A 15,529-nucleotide genomic window follows, 5' to 3' on the forward strand; every position below is an offset into this window, starting at 1 on the left:
CGGAACAGAGCGGCCGAACGGATTGCCTCAGGCCCCAATGCTAGGACGCGGGCCTTAACGCGAACGGGGGAGCCAGCGCCACCGCGCTGTCTCCCCCGCCGTTCCCCCATTCCCCTGCCGCGGCGCGAATTCCCCGGCAAGGGAAGATCAGGCTCGTTTGCGCGACAGCACGAAGCCGAGGGCCATCATGGCCACACCCAACGCGAAGTGCAGCCAATTGTCCGCACTGTTGAGGGGCACGAAGTTGGCCGGCGAATCGTGCCCGATGACCAGGCCGTAGACCCAAAGGACCAGGTAGACCACGCCCCCGACAACGAGGAAACGCTTGGCCGCCATGGGGGCGCGAGCCAGCAGGATACCGGCGACGCCGAAGATCAGGTGGACGGCATTGTGGAGCACGGACACCTGGAAGATGCCCAACAGCATGGCTTCCGAGTGGTGCCCCGCGAGGGTGAGCTGGTCGGTGTTGGTGGTGATGCCGGGCACAAATCCGAGGATGCCGACCAGCAGGAACACCGCTCCGACCACGAGCGCTGCTGCCTGGACGGGGGTGCGGTGGCGCTGTTCCGTATGTGTGCTGACCATATGCTTCTCCTTCGGTGCGGTGCCCGGCGGTGGAGTCGCCGAGCGTTTGATGCATCCGGTTCGGAGCGAAGCCCCGGCCGGATTGGATCCGGCCGGGGCATCGTCGGGAACATGCCTGCGAGGCTACGGGAGCTACAGCTCCTGGAGCAGGATGGGGTCGGTGGTGGGGGCCGGCGAACCGGCGGCCGGTTCAACCGTAATGCCGAAGTGCGTGACTCCGTCCATCTCGCCGGTGACCATGCGCATGGCGCCGGCCACGGCGTCGTCCGGCTCCATCATGCCCGCCGGCGAGGCGCCGGCCGGGGAGATGAGCCACAGTTCGTAGGCCTTGTCCTCCGGCAGGTCGGGCAAGCCGTGCGCGGCGACGGCCATCATGCCCTCGGACGGGGCGTACGCCAGGTTTACGACGGCGCCGCCCTCCATGCGCTGGCTGGCGCTCTTCAGGTCAGACGCGGCGAACAGCCGCGCCAATTCGGCCTGGTCGTCGCTGACCGCGGCGAGTTGCTCCTGCAGGCGCTGCTGCTCGGAGTTCTGCGTCGCAACGACGCCGGCCAGGCCGCCCGTCGCGACCAGCAACACGCCCGCGGCGGCCGCCAGCCAACGCGCGGTGTTCGGATTGGCTGCGCGTCGCCCGCGCTCCGCTCCGAAGTCGACCACGTTCTCTTGCGCGGCATGCCGGGTCGGCGGGTGGGGCGCGACGTCGCCTGGACCGGTCGCCTCCGGCGCCCCCGAGGACGGCGTCGCATCGGTGCCGGTGCGCACCTCCGCGGTGGCGCCGTTCGCGCCATCGACCGGCGGGTTCCCGGCCGAGGCCTGCCGCTTGGCGCGGATCGCGGCCATCACGTTGTCCTTGACGCGCTGGGGTGGGGCGACGGGTTCGACGCCGTGCGCCAGCATCGCGGCGGTCGCCTCGAACTCCTCCACCTGCCGGCGGGCCGTCTCCGACTCGCGGACGTGGGCCTCGAAGTCCTCGCGCTCCTTCTTGTCGAGGGCGTTGAGGGCGTAGGCGCCGGCCAGCTCGTGCTGTTCGTTGTCCATTACGCCGCTCCCAACAAGTCTCGAAGTTTGATCATTCCGTCGCGTATCCGCGTTTTTACCGTGCCTACCGGCAACTCCAGCATCGAAGCCACCTCGCTGTGCGAGTAGCCGCCGTAGTAGGCGAGCCGGATGGCCTCGCGCTGCGCGGCGCTGAGTGACTCCAGCGCCTTGTTGACCCGTTCGCCGTCGGCCCTCAGGATGACGGTGTCCTGGACGTCGTCGTACGACTCCTGGAATTCCTTGATGCCTTGGCGCATGTCCCGCTCGCGGCTGGCCTGGCTGGCCCGTACCCGGTCCACCGCGCGGCGGTGGGCCAGGGTGCAAATCCAGGAGACCGCCTTGCCGCGGGTTGCGTCGAAGCGGGCCGCCTGCTCCCACACCTCGACGAAGACCTCCTGCGTGACCTCTTCGCTCTGCGCCTCGTCCCGGACTACCTTGCGGACGAGTCCGAACACCAGGGGCGCGACGGCGTCGTACAGCTCCTCGAAGGCCGCCTCGTCGCCAGAGGCGACACTGAGCAGCAGGTCTTCCTGCGTGGGCGGTGAACCCGCGTCCGCAACGCGGAGCCGTGACATTCGCATGGTGTCTAGACTCTCACGTGCGGTGCCGCCGCCGCACACCAGCGCTGAAGTGGACATCTCCGAGCCCTTCTCCGGCGGGCGGTGCGGGCGGGGCCGGTGCGAAGGGCATTCGCCATCCGCACCGGCCCCGTTGCCCGCAGTTGCCGTTACTTACTTCTTGGCCGGCGGCATCAGGACCTCGTCGATGAGGTACACGGTGGCGTTGGCGGTCTGCACGCCGCCGCAGATGACGCTGGCGCCGTTGACCATCAGCTCGTCGCCGCTGCCGGTGACCTCGACGTCCTCACCCTGCACGGTGGTCTGCATGCCCACGACCTCTTCCGGGGTCAGCTGGCCGGGTACCACGTGGTAGGTCAGGATCGACGTCAGCGTGTCGGTGTCGCCGACCGCCGCCTTCAGGTCGGCCTCCGGGATCGCGGCGAACGCCTCGTCGACCGGCGCGAAGACGGTGAACTCGTCGCTGTTAAGGGTGTCGACCAGGTCGACATCCGGGTTCAGTTCGCCGGAGACGGCGGACGTCAGCGTCTTCAGGAGCGGGTTGTTGGAGGCGGCCACTGCGACCGGGTCCTTGGCCATGCCGGCGACGGAGCCTTCGCCGTCCGGAACCTGCTCGGCGTAGCCCTCGCAGCCGGGGCCGACCAGGTTGGCCGCGGGATCCATGTCCTCGCTGGCCGACGGGGAGGCCGACGTCATGGGGGCCGAGGAACTCATCGGCGCCGAGGAGGTGTTCTCCTCGGACCCGGAATCGGCGGTGCCCGCGCAGGCGGTGAGTCCGAGGGACGTGACCGCTACCAGACCGAGTGCGGCAGCAAATTTCCTGTTCATGCGCTTCATGGCGTTTCTCCTTGTACCTCGACCCGCAGGCCGTCTGTTTCCCCACCGTGTCCGGTGCGGGCTGTCGAGGTGTGTTCGGAGCAGGTGCGCGATCGGATTGGATCGGCCTGAAGATTCTTTTTTCCGGCGTTCAAGTATCGAACCCGCCGCCCCGCCGACGTACTCTGGGCGCGCGGGGAAGAAGCGGAACGAACGGCCGCTTCCTCCCCGTTCATCGTGCCCGGCGCCTCGGCCCCGGGACGGACGACGACGGCGGCCGCATCCGCTGATGCCGCCGCCGTCGGGCCGAGCCGTTCCAGGAACGTGCGTGCTACTTCTTCATCTTGGCGACGGGGTCGACGATGGTGTCCGTCCCTTTGGCGCGCTTCTCGGCGCGCTTTTGCTTGATGCTCTTCGACGGCTTCTTCGCCTCGTGGCGATGTGGCGACTTGTCAGGCATCGTGTGCCTCCTTGCTCGGGAGTCGGTTCCTCCGGATGGGTGTGTCCCCCATTACGAACGATACGCCGATAGCTAGTCCCGGAACACCCGCCGGGCCACCTCCGAGAAGGCCCGCGCGTAGGCCCGCGTTTCCAGGTAATTGGTGTGGGACGCGACGGCGAACTGGTAGGAGCCGCGCTTGAATTCCTCCGCCCTGCCGTCCGTCGAGACCCCGTCGGGATCCCTCGCCCCGGCCGAGTACCGGACCGGAAACCCCAGCGGGTCCGTGGGCCTATAGAGATTCAGCCACCGCTCCCCCACGAGCGCCCGCAGGTTCCCCGCGTCGGTGGGGGCGCCGGGAGTGTCCGCGGCCGCCTCGCCGGCGACCTCCTCCTCGAGCGTGGGCGGCCAGGGATTCCGGCCCGTGGCCGACGGCGGCCCGGCAGGCACGTTGTCCATGACGGCCGGGCCCATCACCTGAGGGAAAAAGCGGCCGAAATAGCGCCGCACCTGCACCCCGTAGCTGACGACGCCGATGCGGGCCAGCCGTCTGTCTGCGACGCCGAGGGCCTTGAGGTGGAACAGCGTGCAGACGGTGAGCACCAGTCCCATCGAATGGGCGGACAGCACCACCCGCCGGCGTGCCGGATTGCCGGCGGGTGCGCAGTCCCCGCCCTTGCCGTCCAGCCAGTCCTGGATCCGGCCCGACAGCTCGGGAACCACGCGCTCCGAATAGCAGGGCGGGCCGAAGGGGTGGGCTTGGGTGGGCAGGAAGCACATCAGGTCCCACAGGAGCGCAAAGGGTCGCGCGTCCCCCCGGGCGGAGGCGATCACCAGGACGGCGACGACGATCACGCCCGCCCACAGGCCGGCCGCGCCCGTGGCGCGCACCGCGTCCCACAGCGCGGAATCGGAAGCGGGGCGCCCCGCGAGCCACATCACGGCGAGGACGCCGCCCGCCCAGCCGCCCACAAAGACCGTGCCCGCCGTCCAGCCGGTGACCGTCTCGGCGCGGCGCAGCAGGGCGGTGAGGCGGCGGACCCTCCAGACTCGCCGGGCGGCGATGGTGATGACGGCGGCGTCGGCCCATTCGCCGGCGTCGTGCACCAGGTCGCGCCGGACGGCGGCCCGTTCCGCCGGGGCACCGTCCCTTCCGCGCCACCAGACCCAGAGCTGGACGGTGGAGACGACAACGACGGCCCCGAGCAGCAGCAGCGCGAATCCGGCGCCGTGCAGCATAAAGACCATGGGTGCCTCCAGCCCGCCCAGCAACCACCCCGAGACCATCACGGCGGCCAGGGACAGCAGAAGGCCGAATCCCGTGGCCAGGGACGCGAAGACGAACGGGCCCAGGCCTCCCCACCCCAGGAAGCGGCGTTCGGCGGCCGTGCCGGAGGCCCACAGGCTCTGGGCGAGGATCATGGTCAGGACCGAGGCGACGAGCAGGACGACGGCGGTGGCCGCCACTTCCCCGGCCCTCCCGCCGGAGGGGGTCTCCGCGTCGATGGCGGAGAGGACGATGGCGACACCGAGAAGCACGATGGACAGCGCCAGGTACGCCCGGTGGAAGAGGCGCGGCCCCGCCCCCGGGGTCTCCGTCTGCGGCCGGAACAGCCAGGCGCCGCCCGCGGCAACCAGAACCAGGGCCGAGCCGGCAAGGACGGTCCAGCCCCAGGAACGCGCCAGCGCCGGCCCCCAACCCGCCTCCGCCAGGCTGTCGAGGCGGTCCACCGCCATGATTCCCGCAAGCCAGGCGACGGCGGCGCCCGCGTGGATGCGGCGCAGCCGTCCCATGCCCGCCCCCACGATCCAGAGGTCCCGGCGGCCCAGCAGGGGCGGAGGGTTGCCGTCCGTGCGCAAGCCTCCGGCGGGAGGCGGCGGGGCCTCGCCCTCCCGGGGTCCGGGCAGGTACCGGGTGCGGCCCAGCAGCGGAAGCGTCAGAACAACCGAGAGGGCGGCGAGCGGAATAACGAGCAGCACGGCCGCGCGCGCGCCCGCGGAGAATCCCAGCAGGGGCGCGAACAGCGGCGAGAAGGGCCCGCACGCAAGCAGGGTGTCCGGTCCGGGACCCCCGGTAAAGCACTGGTCCGCCAACATGTCCCACGCGACCGACGCCGCCGTCGTCACATACAGCAGCGTCAGCAGCAGCCCGAAGAGCCGGACCGTTCCCGCCCCGACGCCGGTGCTGATCGTTCGGGCCACCTGGGCGGCATCGGCCGCGCCGGGTACGCGCTCAAGTTCCGGAGTGTCGCCGGCCTCGTCCTTGCCGATCCGGTTCCTCGACCAGTAGGCGGTGTTTGCCAGCCCGAAAGGCGCGAGGGAGAACCAGAGGACGCGCACCAGCCCGTCGCCGACGCGGCCGAGGGTCGGAACGCCCGTGAACCGGGCCAGCAGCCCCCATCCGTAGGCCTCCACGTGCCGGCCCTTCGGCGCGCTGCGCGGCAGCGGTTCGGCATAGGTGCTGAACCCCGCCAACGCGTCACCGCGGCAAAAAACCACCTGGCTGGGCACGGTCAGGAGGATCTCGTGTGGGGGCGTGTTGCGTACCCCGTGGATGCGCAACTCCAGCAGGTCCGGATCGTTCTCCGGCGGCGGCCCGGATCCCGCCATGCGGCGCTCCCTCCCGGAGGACAATCCACGGTTTGACGTGGATTGTGCCCTCCGCCTTCGATGCTAGGCAGGTTGGCGGCCACCGTAAAGGACGGCGTGGGCCACCCGCCACGCGGCGCCGCCCGCCCCGTACCCCTTTCCCGTCTCGGCGCGGGATGGGACGATGCACGTATGACTAGCCAGGAAATTTCCGGCGCAAGCCGGGGGAACAGGCGCGGCTTGCCCCCGCGCAGAAAAGAAGACATCGAGCTCGGGAACAGCGAACTGCGCAACCTCACGCAGCGCCGCCACGAGGCGGAGGAGAAGCTGGAGAAGCACCTCAAGGAGCAGGAAGCCGCCCACCCGAAGCACCCCCACCACGAGGGCCATCCCGTCCTGCCGGAGGCGGACGCGGCCAAGGAGTAGCCCTAGGCCGAAGCGCCCCCGGCCGCAGCCACCGTCTCGATCCACATGGGGCCGGGCGAGGTGGACGCCCTGTCGGTCGCCTCGAGCAGGCCGTCGTTGCCGATGCGGTAGGCGCTCACGTGGTTGGACACCTGACCGCACACCAACAGGAATTCGCCGGTCGGATCCACGGCGGCCCCGCGCGGCTGGGTCTCGGTCTCGGTCGTCCGCAGGAAGGTGAGCGTCCCGTTCTCCGGGTCGACCGCGAACGCGGAGACCGTGCTCGAGGACCGTTCCGTGGTGAACAGGAACCGGCCGCCCGCGCCCAGTTGGACGTCGGAGCACCAGATCGCGTCGGGGCCGGGGTCGGGAACATCGGAGCCGCGCGCGCGGCCGGGCACCAGTCCGAGGTCTTCGGGGATCGACGAAACGACCTGCAGCTCCCGCAGATCGCCGGTCTGGGCGTCGCGGCCGAACACGGCCACCGTTCCGGACATTTCGTGGATCGCGTAGAGCACGTCGCCGGAGGCGGAAAAGCGCAGGTGACGCGGGCCGGACCCCGGGGCGGACGCCACGCTGCCCGCCTCCTCGAAGGACGACGCGGTCCGGCGGTACCAGACGATGCGGTCGTCGGCGAGCGAGGTCGCGTAGACGAAGGCGCCGTCGGAGCTGGGCAGCACGCAGTGCGCCTTGCCCCCGGGCGTCAGCCGCACCGGCTGGCCGTCTCCCACCGTGCCGTCGCCGTCGAGCGGCAGGGCGAGCACGACGTCGTCGTGGTAGGAGGCGTTGAAGAGCCACTCCCCGCGCGGGTCCACCGAGAGGTAGGCCGTGCGTGCGACCAGCGGCGCGGTCTCGGCCGCGACCAGCGTGCCCCCCTCGGCGATCCTCAGCGTCGCCACGGCGGGGGGCGTCTGGTTTCGGCCGGCATGGATGAGTCCCCGCGCCGTGTCCGTGGCCAGGCACCCGACCTTTTGCTGCCCCTCCTGCCGCGACGCGCGTGACAGCCTGCCGGTGCCCGTGTCCAGGTCGAAGCCGTCGACCGCGCCGCCCTCCGGGCAGGAAACGTATACGTGGACGGTGCTCGTGGGTGCGTCGCTCATCAAGGCTTCCTTCTGCTGGCGGGCGGTGTCCCGCCCAGCCTAGGGCGTGCGTCCGAGGAGGGTCGAGCGCTACGGCCGCGCGTCGGGCAGCAGCGAGGCGATGAGCTCCTCGACGCGCCCCTTGATGTCGTCGCGGATTGGCCGAACCGATTCGACCCCCTTGCCGGCCGGGTCCTCGAGGACCCAGTCCTCGTAGCGCTTGCCGGGAAAGAACGGGCACTCGTCGCCGCAGCCCATGGTGATCACGACGTCGGACGCCTTGACGGCCCCGGTGGTCAGGACCTTGGGGGTTTCGGCGGACATGTCGATCCCGACCTCGGCCATGGCGTCCACCGCGGCGGGATTGATGCTGTCCGCGGGCTGGGACCCGGCGGAGCGGACCTCGATGCGGCCGCCGCCGAGTGTGGCGAGGAACGCGGCGGCCATCTGGGATCGGCCCGCATTGTGGACACACACGAAGAGGACCGAGGGCTTGTCGGCGGTGGTCGCGGTGGCGGGGGTGCTGTTTTCCATGGTCAGGCCTTTACGGTCGGGACGGTGGGGGCGGGGGCGGGGAAATACTTGCGGGACCAGAGGGCGACGTAAACGAGGCCCACGAGCACGGGAACCTCGATCAGCGGTCCGACGACGCCGGCCAGGGCCTGCCCGCTCGCGACGCCGAACGTCGCAATGGCCACCGCGATGGCCAGCTCGAAGTTGTTGCCGGCGGCCGTGAAGGCCAACGTGGTGGTGCGCTCGTATCCCATGCCCAGGGCGCGGCCGATCAGCATGCTGGCGCCGAAGACGACGGCGAAGTAGACCAGCAGGGGCAGGGCGATCCGGGCCACGTCGAGGGGCTTGGCGACGATCGTGTCCCCCTGCAGCGCGAACAGGACCACAATCGTGAACAGGAGCCCGTAGAGCGCCCACGGCCCGATCCTGGGCAGGAACTTGGCCTCGTACCACTCGCGCCCCTTGGCGCGCTCCCCCAGGGTGCGGGTCAGGAACCCGGCGATCAGCGGGATGCCGAGGAAGACGAGGACCGAGAGCGTGATGGCCCAGACGGAGAACCCGGCGGAGGTGGTGGGCAGTCCCAGCCAGGCCGGCAGCAGCTGGAGGTAGAACCAGCCGAGGACGCCGAACGCGAAGACCTGGAAGACGGAGTTGATGGCCACCAGGACGGCGGCGGCTTCGCGGTCCCCGCAGGCCAGGTCGTTCCAGATCAGGACCATGGCGATGCAGCGGGCCAAGCCGACGATGATCAGGCCGGTCCGGTACTCGGGCAGGTCCGGCAGGAACAGCCACGCGAGGGCGAACATAAAGGCCGGTGCCAGGATCCAGTTGATGACCAGCGACGTGACCATCAGCCTGCGGTCGCCGACGACGCGGCGCGTTTCGTTGTAGCGCACCTTGGCCAGGACGGGGTACATCATCACCAGCAGGCCCAGGGCGATCGGCAGCGAGACGCCGGCGACCTTCACGGAGTCCAGCGCACCGCCGAGGCCGGGGACCAGGCGGCCCAGGCCGAGGCCCAGTGCCATGGCGCCGAGGATCCACACGGCCAGGTAGCGGTCGAGCAACGACAGCTTGGAGGTGATGCGCCCGGTGTCCGCGGGCGCGGAGGTGGCAGTGTTCGTCACGTGGTGTTCTCTCCAGGGTGTGTGGGCATCGGGATGGTCGATGGATGAAGTCTGCGGCGGATCGGCGGTTTGAGCGTGGTGGGACGTTTCGTCGGGCCGCGCCCGCGGGCGGGCGCGGCCCACGCCATGCCGTCTAGCGGTCCGGGTCGGCAGACCGCCCGTGGTCGAATCCGGTCGGGAAGCCGACCAGGACCGGATCCGGGGGGGTGCCGCAGCAGGCGGCCGCCCCCGCCGGGGCGGCCTTGGGGGTGTCCTCTGCCGCCGACGTCGCGCTGCTGACGCCGACGTCGCCGGAACACACGCCCGTCTCGGGCAGGACCAGCTCCACACGCTCCGCGGCACGCCGATCGCCGGCGAGGGCTGCGGCGATGGAGCGCACCTGCTCGTAGCCGGTAGCCATCAGGAAGGTTGGGGCCCGCCCGTAGCTCTTTGTGCCAACGATGTAGAAGTCGCGTTCCGGGTGGGCCAGAATGGCCTGGCCGTGCGGCTCGACCGTGCCGCAGCTGTGGAATTCGGGATCGATCAGCGGGCCCAACGCCTTGGGAGACTCGACCGCGGGATCCAGGTCCAGCCGCAGTTCCCGCAGGATGTCCAGGTCCGGACGGAAGCCGGTGGCCGGGACGAGCAGGTCCACGGACAGCAGCTGCTCCCCGCCCGGAGTCGATCCCCGGACACCGAGCCGGTCCGCGACCGTGAAACCGGTGATGGCGAAGGAGGTGCGGACGTCGATGGCACCGGTCTTCACGAGCGAGCGCAGCCTCGCGCCGAGAGCGCCGCGGGCCGGGAGCCCGTCTGCTGCGCCGCCGCCGTAGGCGCGGGAGACCGATCGTCCCCGGACGGCCCAGGTGATCCGCGTTCCCGGCGCCTCCGCCGCGAGTTCGCACAGGCCCAGCAGCGTGTTCGCCGCCGAGTGTCCCGCCCCCACTACGAGCGTGTGCCGGCCGGCGAAGCGCTGGCGGTCCCGGCCCGCGACGTCGGGCAGCGGGGCGGTGATCAGGCCGGCGGCGAGCGCCTCGTTCTCGCCGGGCGCGGCGAGTCCGGCCTGGCCCAGGGGGTTGGCGGTGTGCCATGTCCCGGAGGCGTCGATGACGGCCCGCGCCGCGTGGTCCTCGATGGTCCCGTCGGGCAGGCTCACGCGCACGAGAAACGGGGTGTCCTCGCGGCCCTTCGATCGCGTTTTGTCCAGACCGAGCCGGGAGACGGCCAGGACACGCGTCGAGGTGCGCAGTGCCGCGGCGATTGCCGGCAGTTGGGCGAGCGGTTCCAGATAGTCGCGTACGAGGTCTCCGCCGCTCGGCAGCGCGTCCGGGGCGGGCTCTGCCCGGCCGGCCGCCGCCAGCAGGCGCCGGGACGCGGCATCGATGTTGTAGCGCCACGGAGAGAACAGGCGAACGTGGCCCCAGCCCGCGACGGCCGCCCCGGCCGCCGGGCCGGACTCGAACACCAGTGGCTTCAGCCCGCGCTCCAAAAGGTGGGCCGCGGCCGCCAGCCCGACCGGCCCGGCCCCGATGACGACGACGGGAAGGGAGTCGGGTTCAACGTGGCCCATCGGAACCTCCATGGTGGCGCGCCGGCCGGCCGGCTAAGAAACATCGACGGATATCGATGGATCGAGTATGCTTCCAGACATCGATGGATGTCAATCTCCGTGGCGGCTGGGCGGAGGTAGCGACGCACAGGAGGAACCATGCCATTGGCTGACCACGCGGCACCCGACGCCCCCGGACTCGCGGTTGCCGAAGACGGCGCCGACGACGCGGCCTGTTGCGTCCCGGCCCAGGGTGCTTTGGCGCTTGGGGCGGTCGAGGCGGGTGTGCTGGCCGCACGCTTCAAGGCGCTGGCGGACCCGAACCGCCTGCGCATCGTGTCGATGGTTTCCTCCAGCGCCGGCTCCGAGGCATGCGTTTGCGACTTGTCCGAACCCCTGGACCTGGGCCAGCCCACGGTCTCGCACCATCTGAAGATCCTCGTAGATGCGGGCATCCTGCATCGCGAGAAGCGCGGCGTCTGGGCCTACTATTCCCTGGTCCCGGGCGCTCTGGAGGGTCTGGCGTCCACCCTGACCCGAAGGTCGTAGCACCGTGAGCACGCACACCAAGCCCGCCGTACTTTTCGTCTGCCGGAAGAATGGCGGCAAGTCCCAGATGGCCGCCGGCCTGATGCGTCTCGAGGCCGGCGACTCCGTCGACGTCTCCTCCGCCGGGACGCAGCCCGGGACGCAGCCCGGGACGGAGATCAACGCACTCTCCGCGGAAGTGCTCCTCGAACTCGGCGCAGACATCCGGAACGAGCACCCCACGGCGCTGACGAAGGACAGCATGCGCCGCGCCGGACTTGTTGTTGTCTTGGGCGCGGAGGCACAAGTCGATCCGGTCGACGGCGTCCGGATCGAACGGTGGGAGACGGACGAACCCTCGCTGCGCGGCATCGGAGGCCGCGAGCGCATGGAGCTGGTCCGCGACGACTTCAACCGGCGGGTCCTCGAGCTCAAGGACCGGCTGCTGTCCGGCGACGCTCCCGCCTGACTCCCCTCCCGGACCACGGCGCCGAGTGGAACACGGAGCCGGCGAGAATACGGGGTCGGCGGGGAACACGGGGTGGGCGGGTTCCTAGTACAGGTGCAGGCAGGCGCCGTAACCGGGGAGGAAGCGGCCGCCCCGCGCCCACGCGGAGACAACGTCGATCGCGTCTTCCCGGGTCAGCCACTGGCTCTCGCCCGGACCGGTTCCCGGACAGTTGCCCTCGCTGACGGAGCCTTCGCCGTAGCCCATGCGGAAATTGTGGACCCCGTCTGGCTGCGTGACGGCGACTTCCACGTGGAACCGCTCCCCGTTTCCCATCAGCTGGGCGTACCGCTGCCGCGGATCGTGCTCCTTGGTCTTGACCACCATCCAATCGCCGTCGCCGATGCGGTGCACCAGTTCGGCAATCTGCCCTACGTGCTCAAGCTCGTTCCAGCCGCTGTTCACGTCGTCCACGTCCAGCAGCCATTCGAGCGCGACCTCCGGCCGGAACTGCTCAATCAGCTGTTCGAGGGCGTCCAGGTCCCGCTTGGTGAACGTGGCCCGCGCGGCGGGCCCCTCCAGCGTCTCCCTCACCGGTGTCTCCGTCATGCTTCGAGGCTACGGAGGACCTCCGACAGGTTGGCCGCATACCGTCGGGACCTCCGGGTAGATTCGGAATGTCGGCGGTACCGCCGCCGGCCATCAGCCGGGAGGCCCCATGCACGCACCATCCAGGAACCACGCCAGCGACGCACCGCCGACGCCCACCCCGACGCCCTCCCCGGCATCCGGCGGGGCGAGCGGTGGCGCCCCGGCGGAACACCCGCAGGTCTCCGCGGCGCGAGCGGTCGCGACCATCGCGCACCGCGGCCAGACGGACAAAACGGGTGCCGACTACATCACGCACCCTGCCCGGGTCGCCGCGCGGCTCTCCGGGCCCGCGGAGGTCGCCGCGGCCTGGCTTCACGACACCATCGAGGACTGCGGAATCAGCGGCGAGGACCTGCTGAAGGCCGGCATCTCCGAGGAGGTCGTTGCAGCCGTCGTGTTGCTGACGCGCACGCCGGACATCGACGCGGACGACTACTACCGGGCCATCCGATCCAGCCCCGTGGCGCTCGCCGTCAAGCTCGCCGACATCGCAGACAACACCGATCCGGAGCGCGTCCGGGCCCTGCGCGCCACGGATCCGGGTAAGGCCGGGCGCCTGGCCGGGAGGTACGCGCACGCCCTGGAGATCCTGCGCGCGTGAGCCGGGGACGGGCCCGCGAGCCGAAACGCGGCATCGGATACCGCGCCCCGGGACGGAGCCGCTGATGGACGTCTGGGGGACGCTGATCGGCGTCCTCGCCGGGCTCCTCGCCGTGTACGCCGCCATGCTCCTGTCGCTGTGGGCCTACGCACGCCGGCACCCCGACACGGTCGCCATGACCGACGCGCTGCGACTGCTCCCGGATCTCCTCCGCACCATCCGGCGGATGGCCGCCGATCCGCAACTCCCGCTGGGGGTTCGCGTGAAACTGGGACTGTTGCTGGCGTACCTGCTGTTCCCACTGGACCTGGTGCCGGACTTCCTGCCCGTGATCGGCTACGCGGACGACGTCGTCGTCCTCGCGCTCGCGCTGCGCTCGGTGGTCCGGTCCGCGGGCCCAAGTGCCCTGCGCCGGCATTGGCCCGGAACCCCGTCCGGGCTGGCGGTCGTCGAACGGCTCGCCGGCATTCGGGCGACCGACCCGTAGGCCTCCGCCGGCCGCCGTGAGACCGTGGGGTCATGAACCACACTTTCGATGCGATCATCCTTGGCATGGGACCCGGCGGCGAGGTCGCGGCCAGCCAACTCATCGGCGCAGGACTGAAGGTCGCCGTCGTTGAGCGCGAACTCATCGGGGGCGAGTGCGGCTACTGGGCGTGCATCCCCTCCAAAACCCTGCTGCGTCCCGCGGAGGCCCGGTCCGAGGCGGATCGCGCGGCCGGCGTCGACGGCGCCACCCTGGATTGGCGCGACGCCAGCGACTACCGCGACACCATGATCCGGCACCTCGACGACGCCGCACAGGTCAGCGGCTACGCCGACCAAGGCGCCACGGTCATCAAGGACGCCGGCCGCGCGGTGGGTCCCGGACGCGTGGTTGCCGGTGGGCGCGAACTCAGGGCCAAGCACATCGTCGTCGCCACCGGAACCGTCCCCGTGCTGCCGGACCTTCCGGGGATCGGAGAGATCACGGCGTGGACCAACCGCGAGACCTACACGGCCACCACACTTCCGCGCCGCGCCATCATCGTCGGCGGCAGCGCCGTGGGCATCGAGACGGCGACGTTCCTCGCCCGCTTCGGCGTCGACGTAACGCTGGTGCACCGCGGCGGCACCGTCCTGGGCAGGGAGGAACCGCGAGTCGGCGAGCTGGCCCTGCAATACCTGGAGGATTCCGGCGTCCGGGTGGTGCTCGGCGCGTCTCCCGCCCGCGCCCGCCGCGATGGCGGAGACAGCGTGCTGGAACTGGAAAGCGACGTCGAAATCGACGGCGGCACCACCCTCGCGGCCGACGTCGTGGTCTTCGCAACCGGCCGGAAGGCCCGCACCGCGGGACTCGGACTGGACTTGCTGGGCGCCGAGCTGGGCCCGAAGGGCGAGGTTGTTGTGGATTCGCGCTGCCGCGCCGCGGACGGCGTGTGGGCGATCGGCGACGTGACCGGCAAGCTCGCGTTCACCCACGTCGCCAAGTACCAGGGGCGGGTCGCGGCGGACAACATCCTCGGCCGCGACCGCGAGGCCACCTACGCGGGCATCCCGCGCGTGGTCTTCGGCATCCCGGAGATCGCCTGCGTGGGACTCACCCGGCGGGAGGCCGAACACAACGGGCTCAACGTCCGCGGCGTGGAGCTGGACGTCGCCGCCGCTCTCGCCCGCCCGTGGACGTACGAGCGCGAGCCCAGCGCCGCCCTCGGGCTGCTTGCCGACGTCGACCGCAAGGTCCTCGTGGGCGCGTGGGCCGTGGGACCGCAGGCCGGCGAGTGGATCCACTACGCGGCGCTGGCCGTCCGCGCGGAACTGCCCATCGAACTCCTGCGCGACCAGGTGGCCCAGTTCCCCACCTTCCACGAGGCCTATCTGGCGGCCCTCAACGAATTCGACTTCTAGGTAAAGGCCGGCGCGGGGGCCGTGAGCCGGCCGTCACGCATGGTCGCGACGGAGTCGGCGAGCGGAACAAACTCGACATCGTGCGTAACCATCACGGTGGCCACCCCGAAATCGTCCGTCACCCGGCGGATCAACCGGACAACGGCTTCGCTCCGCCCGTGGTCCAGCGCCGCCGTCGGCTCGTCGACGAGCAGCACCTTGGGCGAGCCCATCAGCGCCCGGGCGATGTTCACCCGCTGGCGCTGGCCACCGGAGAGCTGGTGCGGACGCCTGCCCGACGATTCCGAAAGCCCGACGACGGCGAGCAGCTCGCGCGCCTTCTCCCGGGCCGCCCGAAGTGGCTTGCCGCGCAGGTGGTCGCCGATCACCAGTTGCTCCTGCGCTGTCAGCGAGGCCAACAGGTTCGGCTGCTGGAAGACGATGCCGACCGTGTCCCGCCGCAGGGCCGCCAGTTCGCCGTGCCGCAGCCCCGCGGCGTCCAGCCCGTCGATGGCGACGCGCCCTCCCGTGGGACGGACCAGCGTCGCGGCGACGGCCAGGAGGCTCGACTTGCCCGATCCGGACGGGCCCACGAGTGCGAGCAGCCGGCCCGCGTCGACGGCGAGGTCGACGTCGTCGAGCGCCTTGATGGTGCCCTCGCCGTCGGGGTATTCGAGGGTGACGTTGGAAAGATTCAGTGCGGCGGACATGTGGTTGCCTTTCGGTGCGGGGCGGGTG

18 protein-coding genes are annotated in these 15,529 nt (G+C 70.8%); 6 read left to right on the forward strand and 12 right to left on the reverse strand.

The window, feature by feature from the left end:
- Positions 1 to 147: 147 nt before the first annotated feature.
- The 6 genes from AC3ZJJ_RS10710 to AC3ZJJ_RS10735 all read right to left on the reverse strand — a co-directional run bounded on the left by AC3ZJJ_RS10710 (position 148) and on the right by AC3ZJJ_RS10735 (position 6,066).
- Complete coding sequence (locus AC3ZJJ_RS10710; RefSeq protein WP_489891806.1) at positions 148 to 585, reverse strand: DUF4383 domain-containing protein; 438 nt, start codon at positions 583 to 585, stop codon at positions 148 to 150.
- Between the two features lie 132 nt (positions 586 to 717).
- Positions 718 to 1,623 carry an anti-sigma factor gene (locus AC3ZJJ_RS10715; protein ID WP_489891807.1) on the reverse strand — a complete coding sequence of 302 codons (906 nt, stop codon included), beginning with the start codon at positions 1,621 to 1,623 and terminating at the stop codon, positions 718 to 720.
- Positions 1,623 to 2,204, reverse strand: coding sequence for an ECF RNA polymerase sigma factor SigK (gene sigK, locus AC3ZJJ_RS10720; protein ID WP_489891809.1), 582 nt, complete (start codon positions 2,202 to 2,204; stop codon positions 1,623 to 1,625). The genes AC3ZJJ_RS10715 and sigK overlap by 1 nt, the downstream gene beginning before the upstream one ends.
- 150 nt (positions 2,205 to 2,354) lie before the next feature.
- Positions 2,355 to 3,038 carry a fasciclin domain-containing protein gene (locus AC3ZJJ_RS10725; protein WP_489891810.1) on the reverse strand — a complete coding sequence of 228 codons (684 nt, stop codon included), beginning with the start codon at positions 3,036 to 3,038 and terminating at the stop codon, positions 2,355 to 2,357.
- Between the two features lie 310 nt (positions 3,039 to 3,348).
- Positions 3,349 to 3,477 carry a hypothetical protein gene (locus AC3ZJJ_RS10730; RefSeq protein WP_489891811.1) on the reverse strand — a complete coding sequence of 43 codons (129 nt, stop codon included), beginning with the start codon at positions 3,475 to 3,477 and terminating at the stop codon, positions 3,349 to 3,351.
- A gap of 72 nt (positions 3,478 to 3,549) precedes the next feature.
- Complete coding sequence (locus AC3ZJJ_RS10735) at positions 3,550 to 6,066, reverse strand: hypothetical protein (protein ID WP_489891812.1); 2,517 nt, start codon at positions 6,064 to 6,066, stop codon at positions 3,550 to 3,552.
- 171 nt (positions 6,067 to 6,237) lie between these two features.
- Between AC3ZJJ_RS10735 and AC3ZJJ_RS10740 the strand changes: the two genes are divergently transcribed.
- Entirely contained in the window at positions 6,238 to 6,471 is a 234-nt protein-coding gene (locus tag AC3ZJJ_RS10740; protein WP_489891813.1) for a hypothetical protein, read from the forward strand.
- A 2-nt stretch (positions 6,472 to 6,473) separates the two neighbouring features.
- On the opposite strand, the gene AC3ZJJ_RS10745 is transcribed toward AC3ZJJ_RS10740, so the two are convergent.
- The 4 genes from AC3ZJJ_RS10745 to AC3ZJJ_RS10760 all read right to left on the reverse strand — a co-directional run bounded on the left by AC3ZJJ_RS10745 (position 6,474) and on the right by AC3ZJJ_RS10760 (position 10,718).
- Complete coding sequence (locus AC3ZJJ_RS10745; RefSeq protein ID WP_489891814.1) at positions 6,474 to 7,550, reverse strand: lactonase family protein; 1,077 nt, start codon at positions 7,548 to 7,550, stop codon at positions 6,474 to 6,476.
- A gap of 69 nt (positions 7,551 to 7,619) precedes the next feature.
- Positions 7,620 to 8,063 carry an arsenate reductase ArsC gene (locus AC3ZJJ_RS10750; RefSeq protein ID WP_489891815.1) on the reverse strand — a complete coding sequence of 148 codons (444 nt, stop codon included), beginning with the start codon at positions 8,061 to 8,063 and terminating at the stop codon, positions 7,620 to 7,622.
- A 2-nt stretch (positions 8,064 to 8,065) separates the two neighbouring features.
- A complete protein-coding gene (arsB, locus tag AC3ZJJ_RS10755) occupies positions 8,066 to 9,169 on the reverse strand; it encodes an ACR3 family arsenite efflux transporter (RefSeq protein WP_489891816.1) in 1,104 nt (367 codons plus the stop codon).
- Positions 9,170 to 9,302: 133 nt separating this feature from the next.
- On the reverse strand, positions 9,303 to 10,718 hold the full coding sequence (locus tag AC3ZJJ_RS10760; RefSeq protein WP_489891817.1) for an FAD-dependent oxidoreductase: 1,416 nt from the start codon (positions 10,716 to 10,718) through the stop codon (positions 9,303 to 9,305).
- Between the two features lie 138 nt (positions 10,719 to 10,856).
- Here AC3ZJJ_RS10760 and AC3ZJJ_RS10765 point away from each other — a divergent pair, with 138 nt between their 5' ends.
- On the forward strand, positions 10,857 to 11,246 hold the full coding sequence (locus AC3ZJJ_RS10765; RefSeq protein ID WP_489891818.1) for an ArsR/SmtB family transcription factor: 390 nt from the start codon (positions 10,857 to 10,859) through the stop codon (positions 11,244 to 11,246).
- 4 nt (positions 11,247 to 11,250) lie between these two features.
- Positions 11,251 to 11,694 (forward strand): arsenate-mycothiol transferase ArsC, encoded by a 444-nt coding sequence (locus AC3ZJJ_RS10770; protein ID WP_489891819.1) that lies wholly within the window; start codon positions 11,251 to 11,253, stop codon positions 11,692 to 11,694.
- Positions 11,695 to 11,778: 84 nt separating this feature from the next.
- Here AC3ZJJ_RS10770 and AC3ZJJ_RS10775 read toward each other — a convergent pair whose 3' ends face one another.
- The gene (locus AC3ZJJ_RS10775) at positions 11,779 to 12,282 is read right to left on the reverse strand and encodes a hypothetical protein (protein ID WP_489891820.1); all 504 of its coding nucleotides are present in this window, start codon (positions 12,280 to 12,282) and stop codon (positions 11,779 to 11,781) included.
- 109 nt (positions 12,283 to 12,391) lie between these two features.
- On the opposite strand from AC3ZJJ_RS10775, the gene AC3ZJJ_RS10780 reads away from it, so the two are divergent.
- From AC3ZJJ_RS10780 to AC3ZJJ_RS10790, 3 genes are all read left to right on the forward strand, one after another.
- Complete coding sequence (locus tag AC3ZJJ_RS10780) at positions 12,392 to 12,925, forward strand: HD domain-containing protein (RefSeq protein WP_489891821.1); 534 nt, start codon at positions 12,392 to 12,394, stop codon at positions 12,923 to 12,925.
- A gap of 64 nt (positions 12,926 to 12,989) precedes the next feature.
- Positions 12,990 to 13,412 carry a YkvA family protein gene (locus tag AC3ZJJ_RS10785; protein ID WP_489891822.1) on the forward strand — a complete coding sequence of 141 codons (423 nt, stop codon included), beginning with the start codon at positions 12,990 to 12,992 and terminating at the stop codon, positions 13,410 to 13,412.
- A gap of 32 nt (positions 13,413 to 13,444) precedes the next feature.
- Positions 13,445 to 14,812 carry a dihydrolipoyl dehydrogenase family protein gene (locus AC3ZJJ_RS10790; RefSeq protein ID WP_489891823.1) on the forward strand — a complete coding sequence of 456 codons (1,368 nt, stop codon included), beginning with the start codon at positions 13,445 to 13,447 and terminating at the stop codon, positions 14,810 to 14,812.
- On the opposite strand, the gene AC3ZJJ_RS10795 is transcribed toward AC3ZJJ_RS10790, so the two are convergent.
- Positions 14,809 to 15,501: an ABC transporter ATP-binding protein gene (locus AC3ZJJ_RS10795; protein ID WP_489891824.1), complete on the reverse strand. Its 693-nt coding sequence runs from the start codon at positions 15,499 to 15,501 to the stop codon at positions 14,809 to 14,811. The genes AC3ZJJ_RS10790 and AC3ZJJ_RS10795 overlap by 4 nt on opposite strands.
- Positions 15,502 to 15,529: the final 28 nt, after the last annotated feature.

The organism is Arthrobacter sp. AOP29-A2-19 (genome assembly GCF_058138025.1).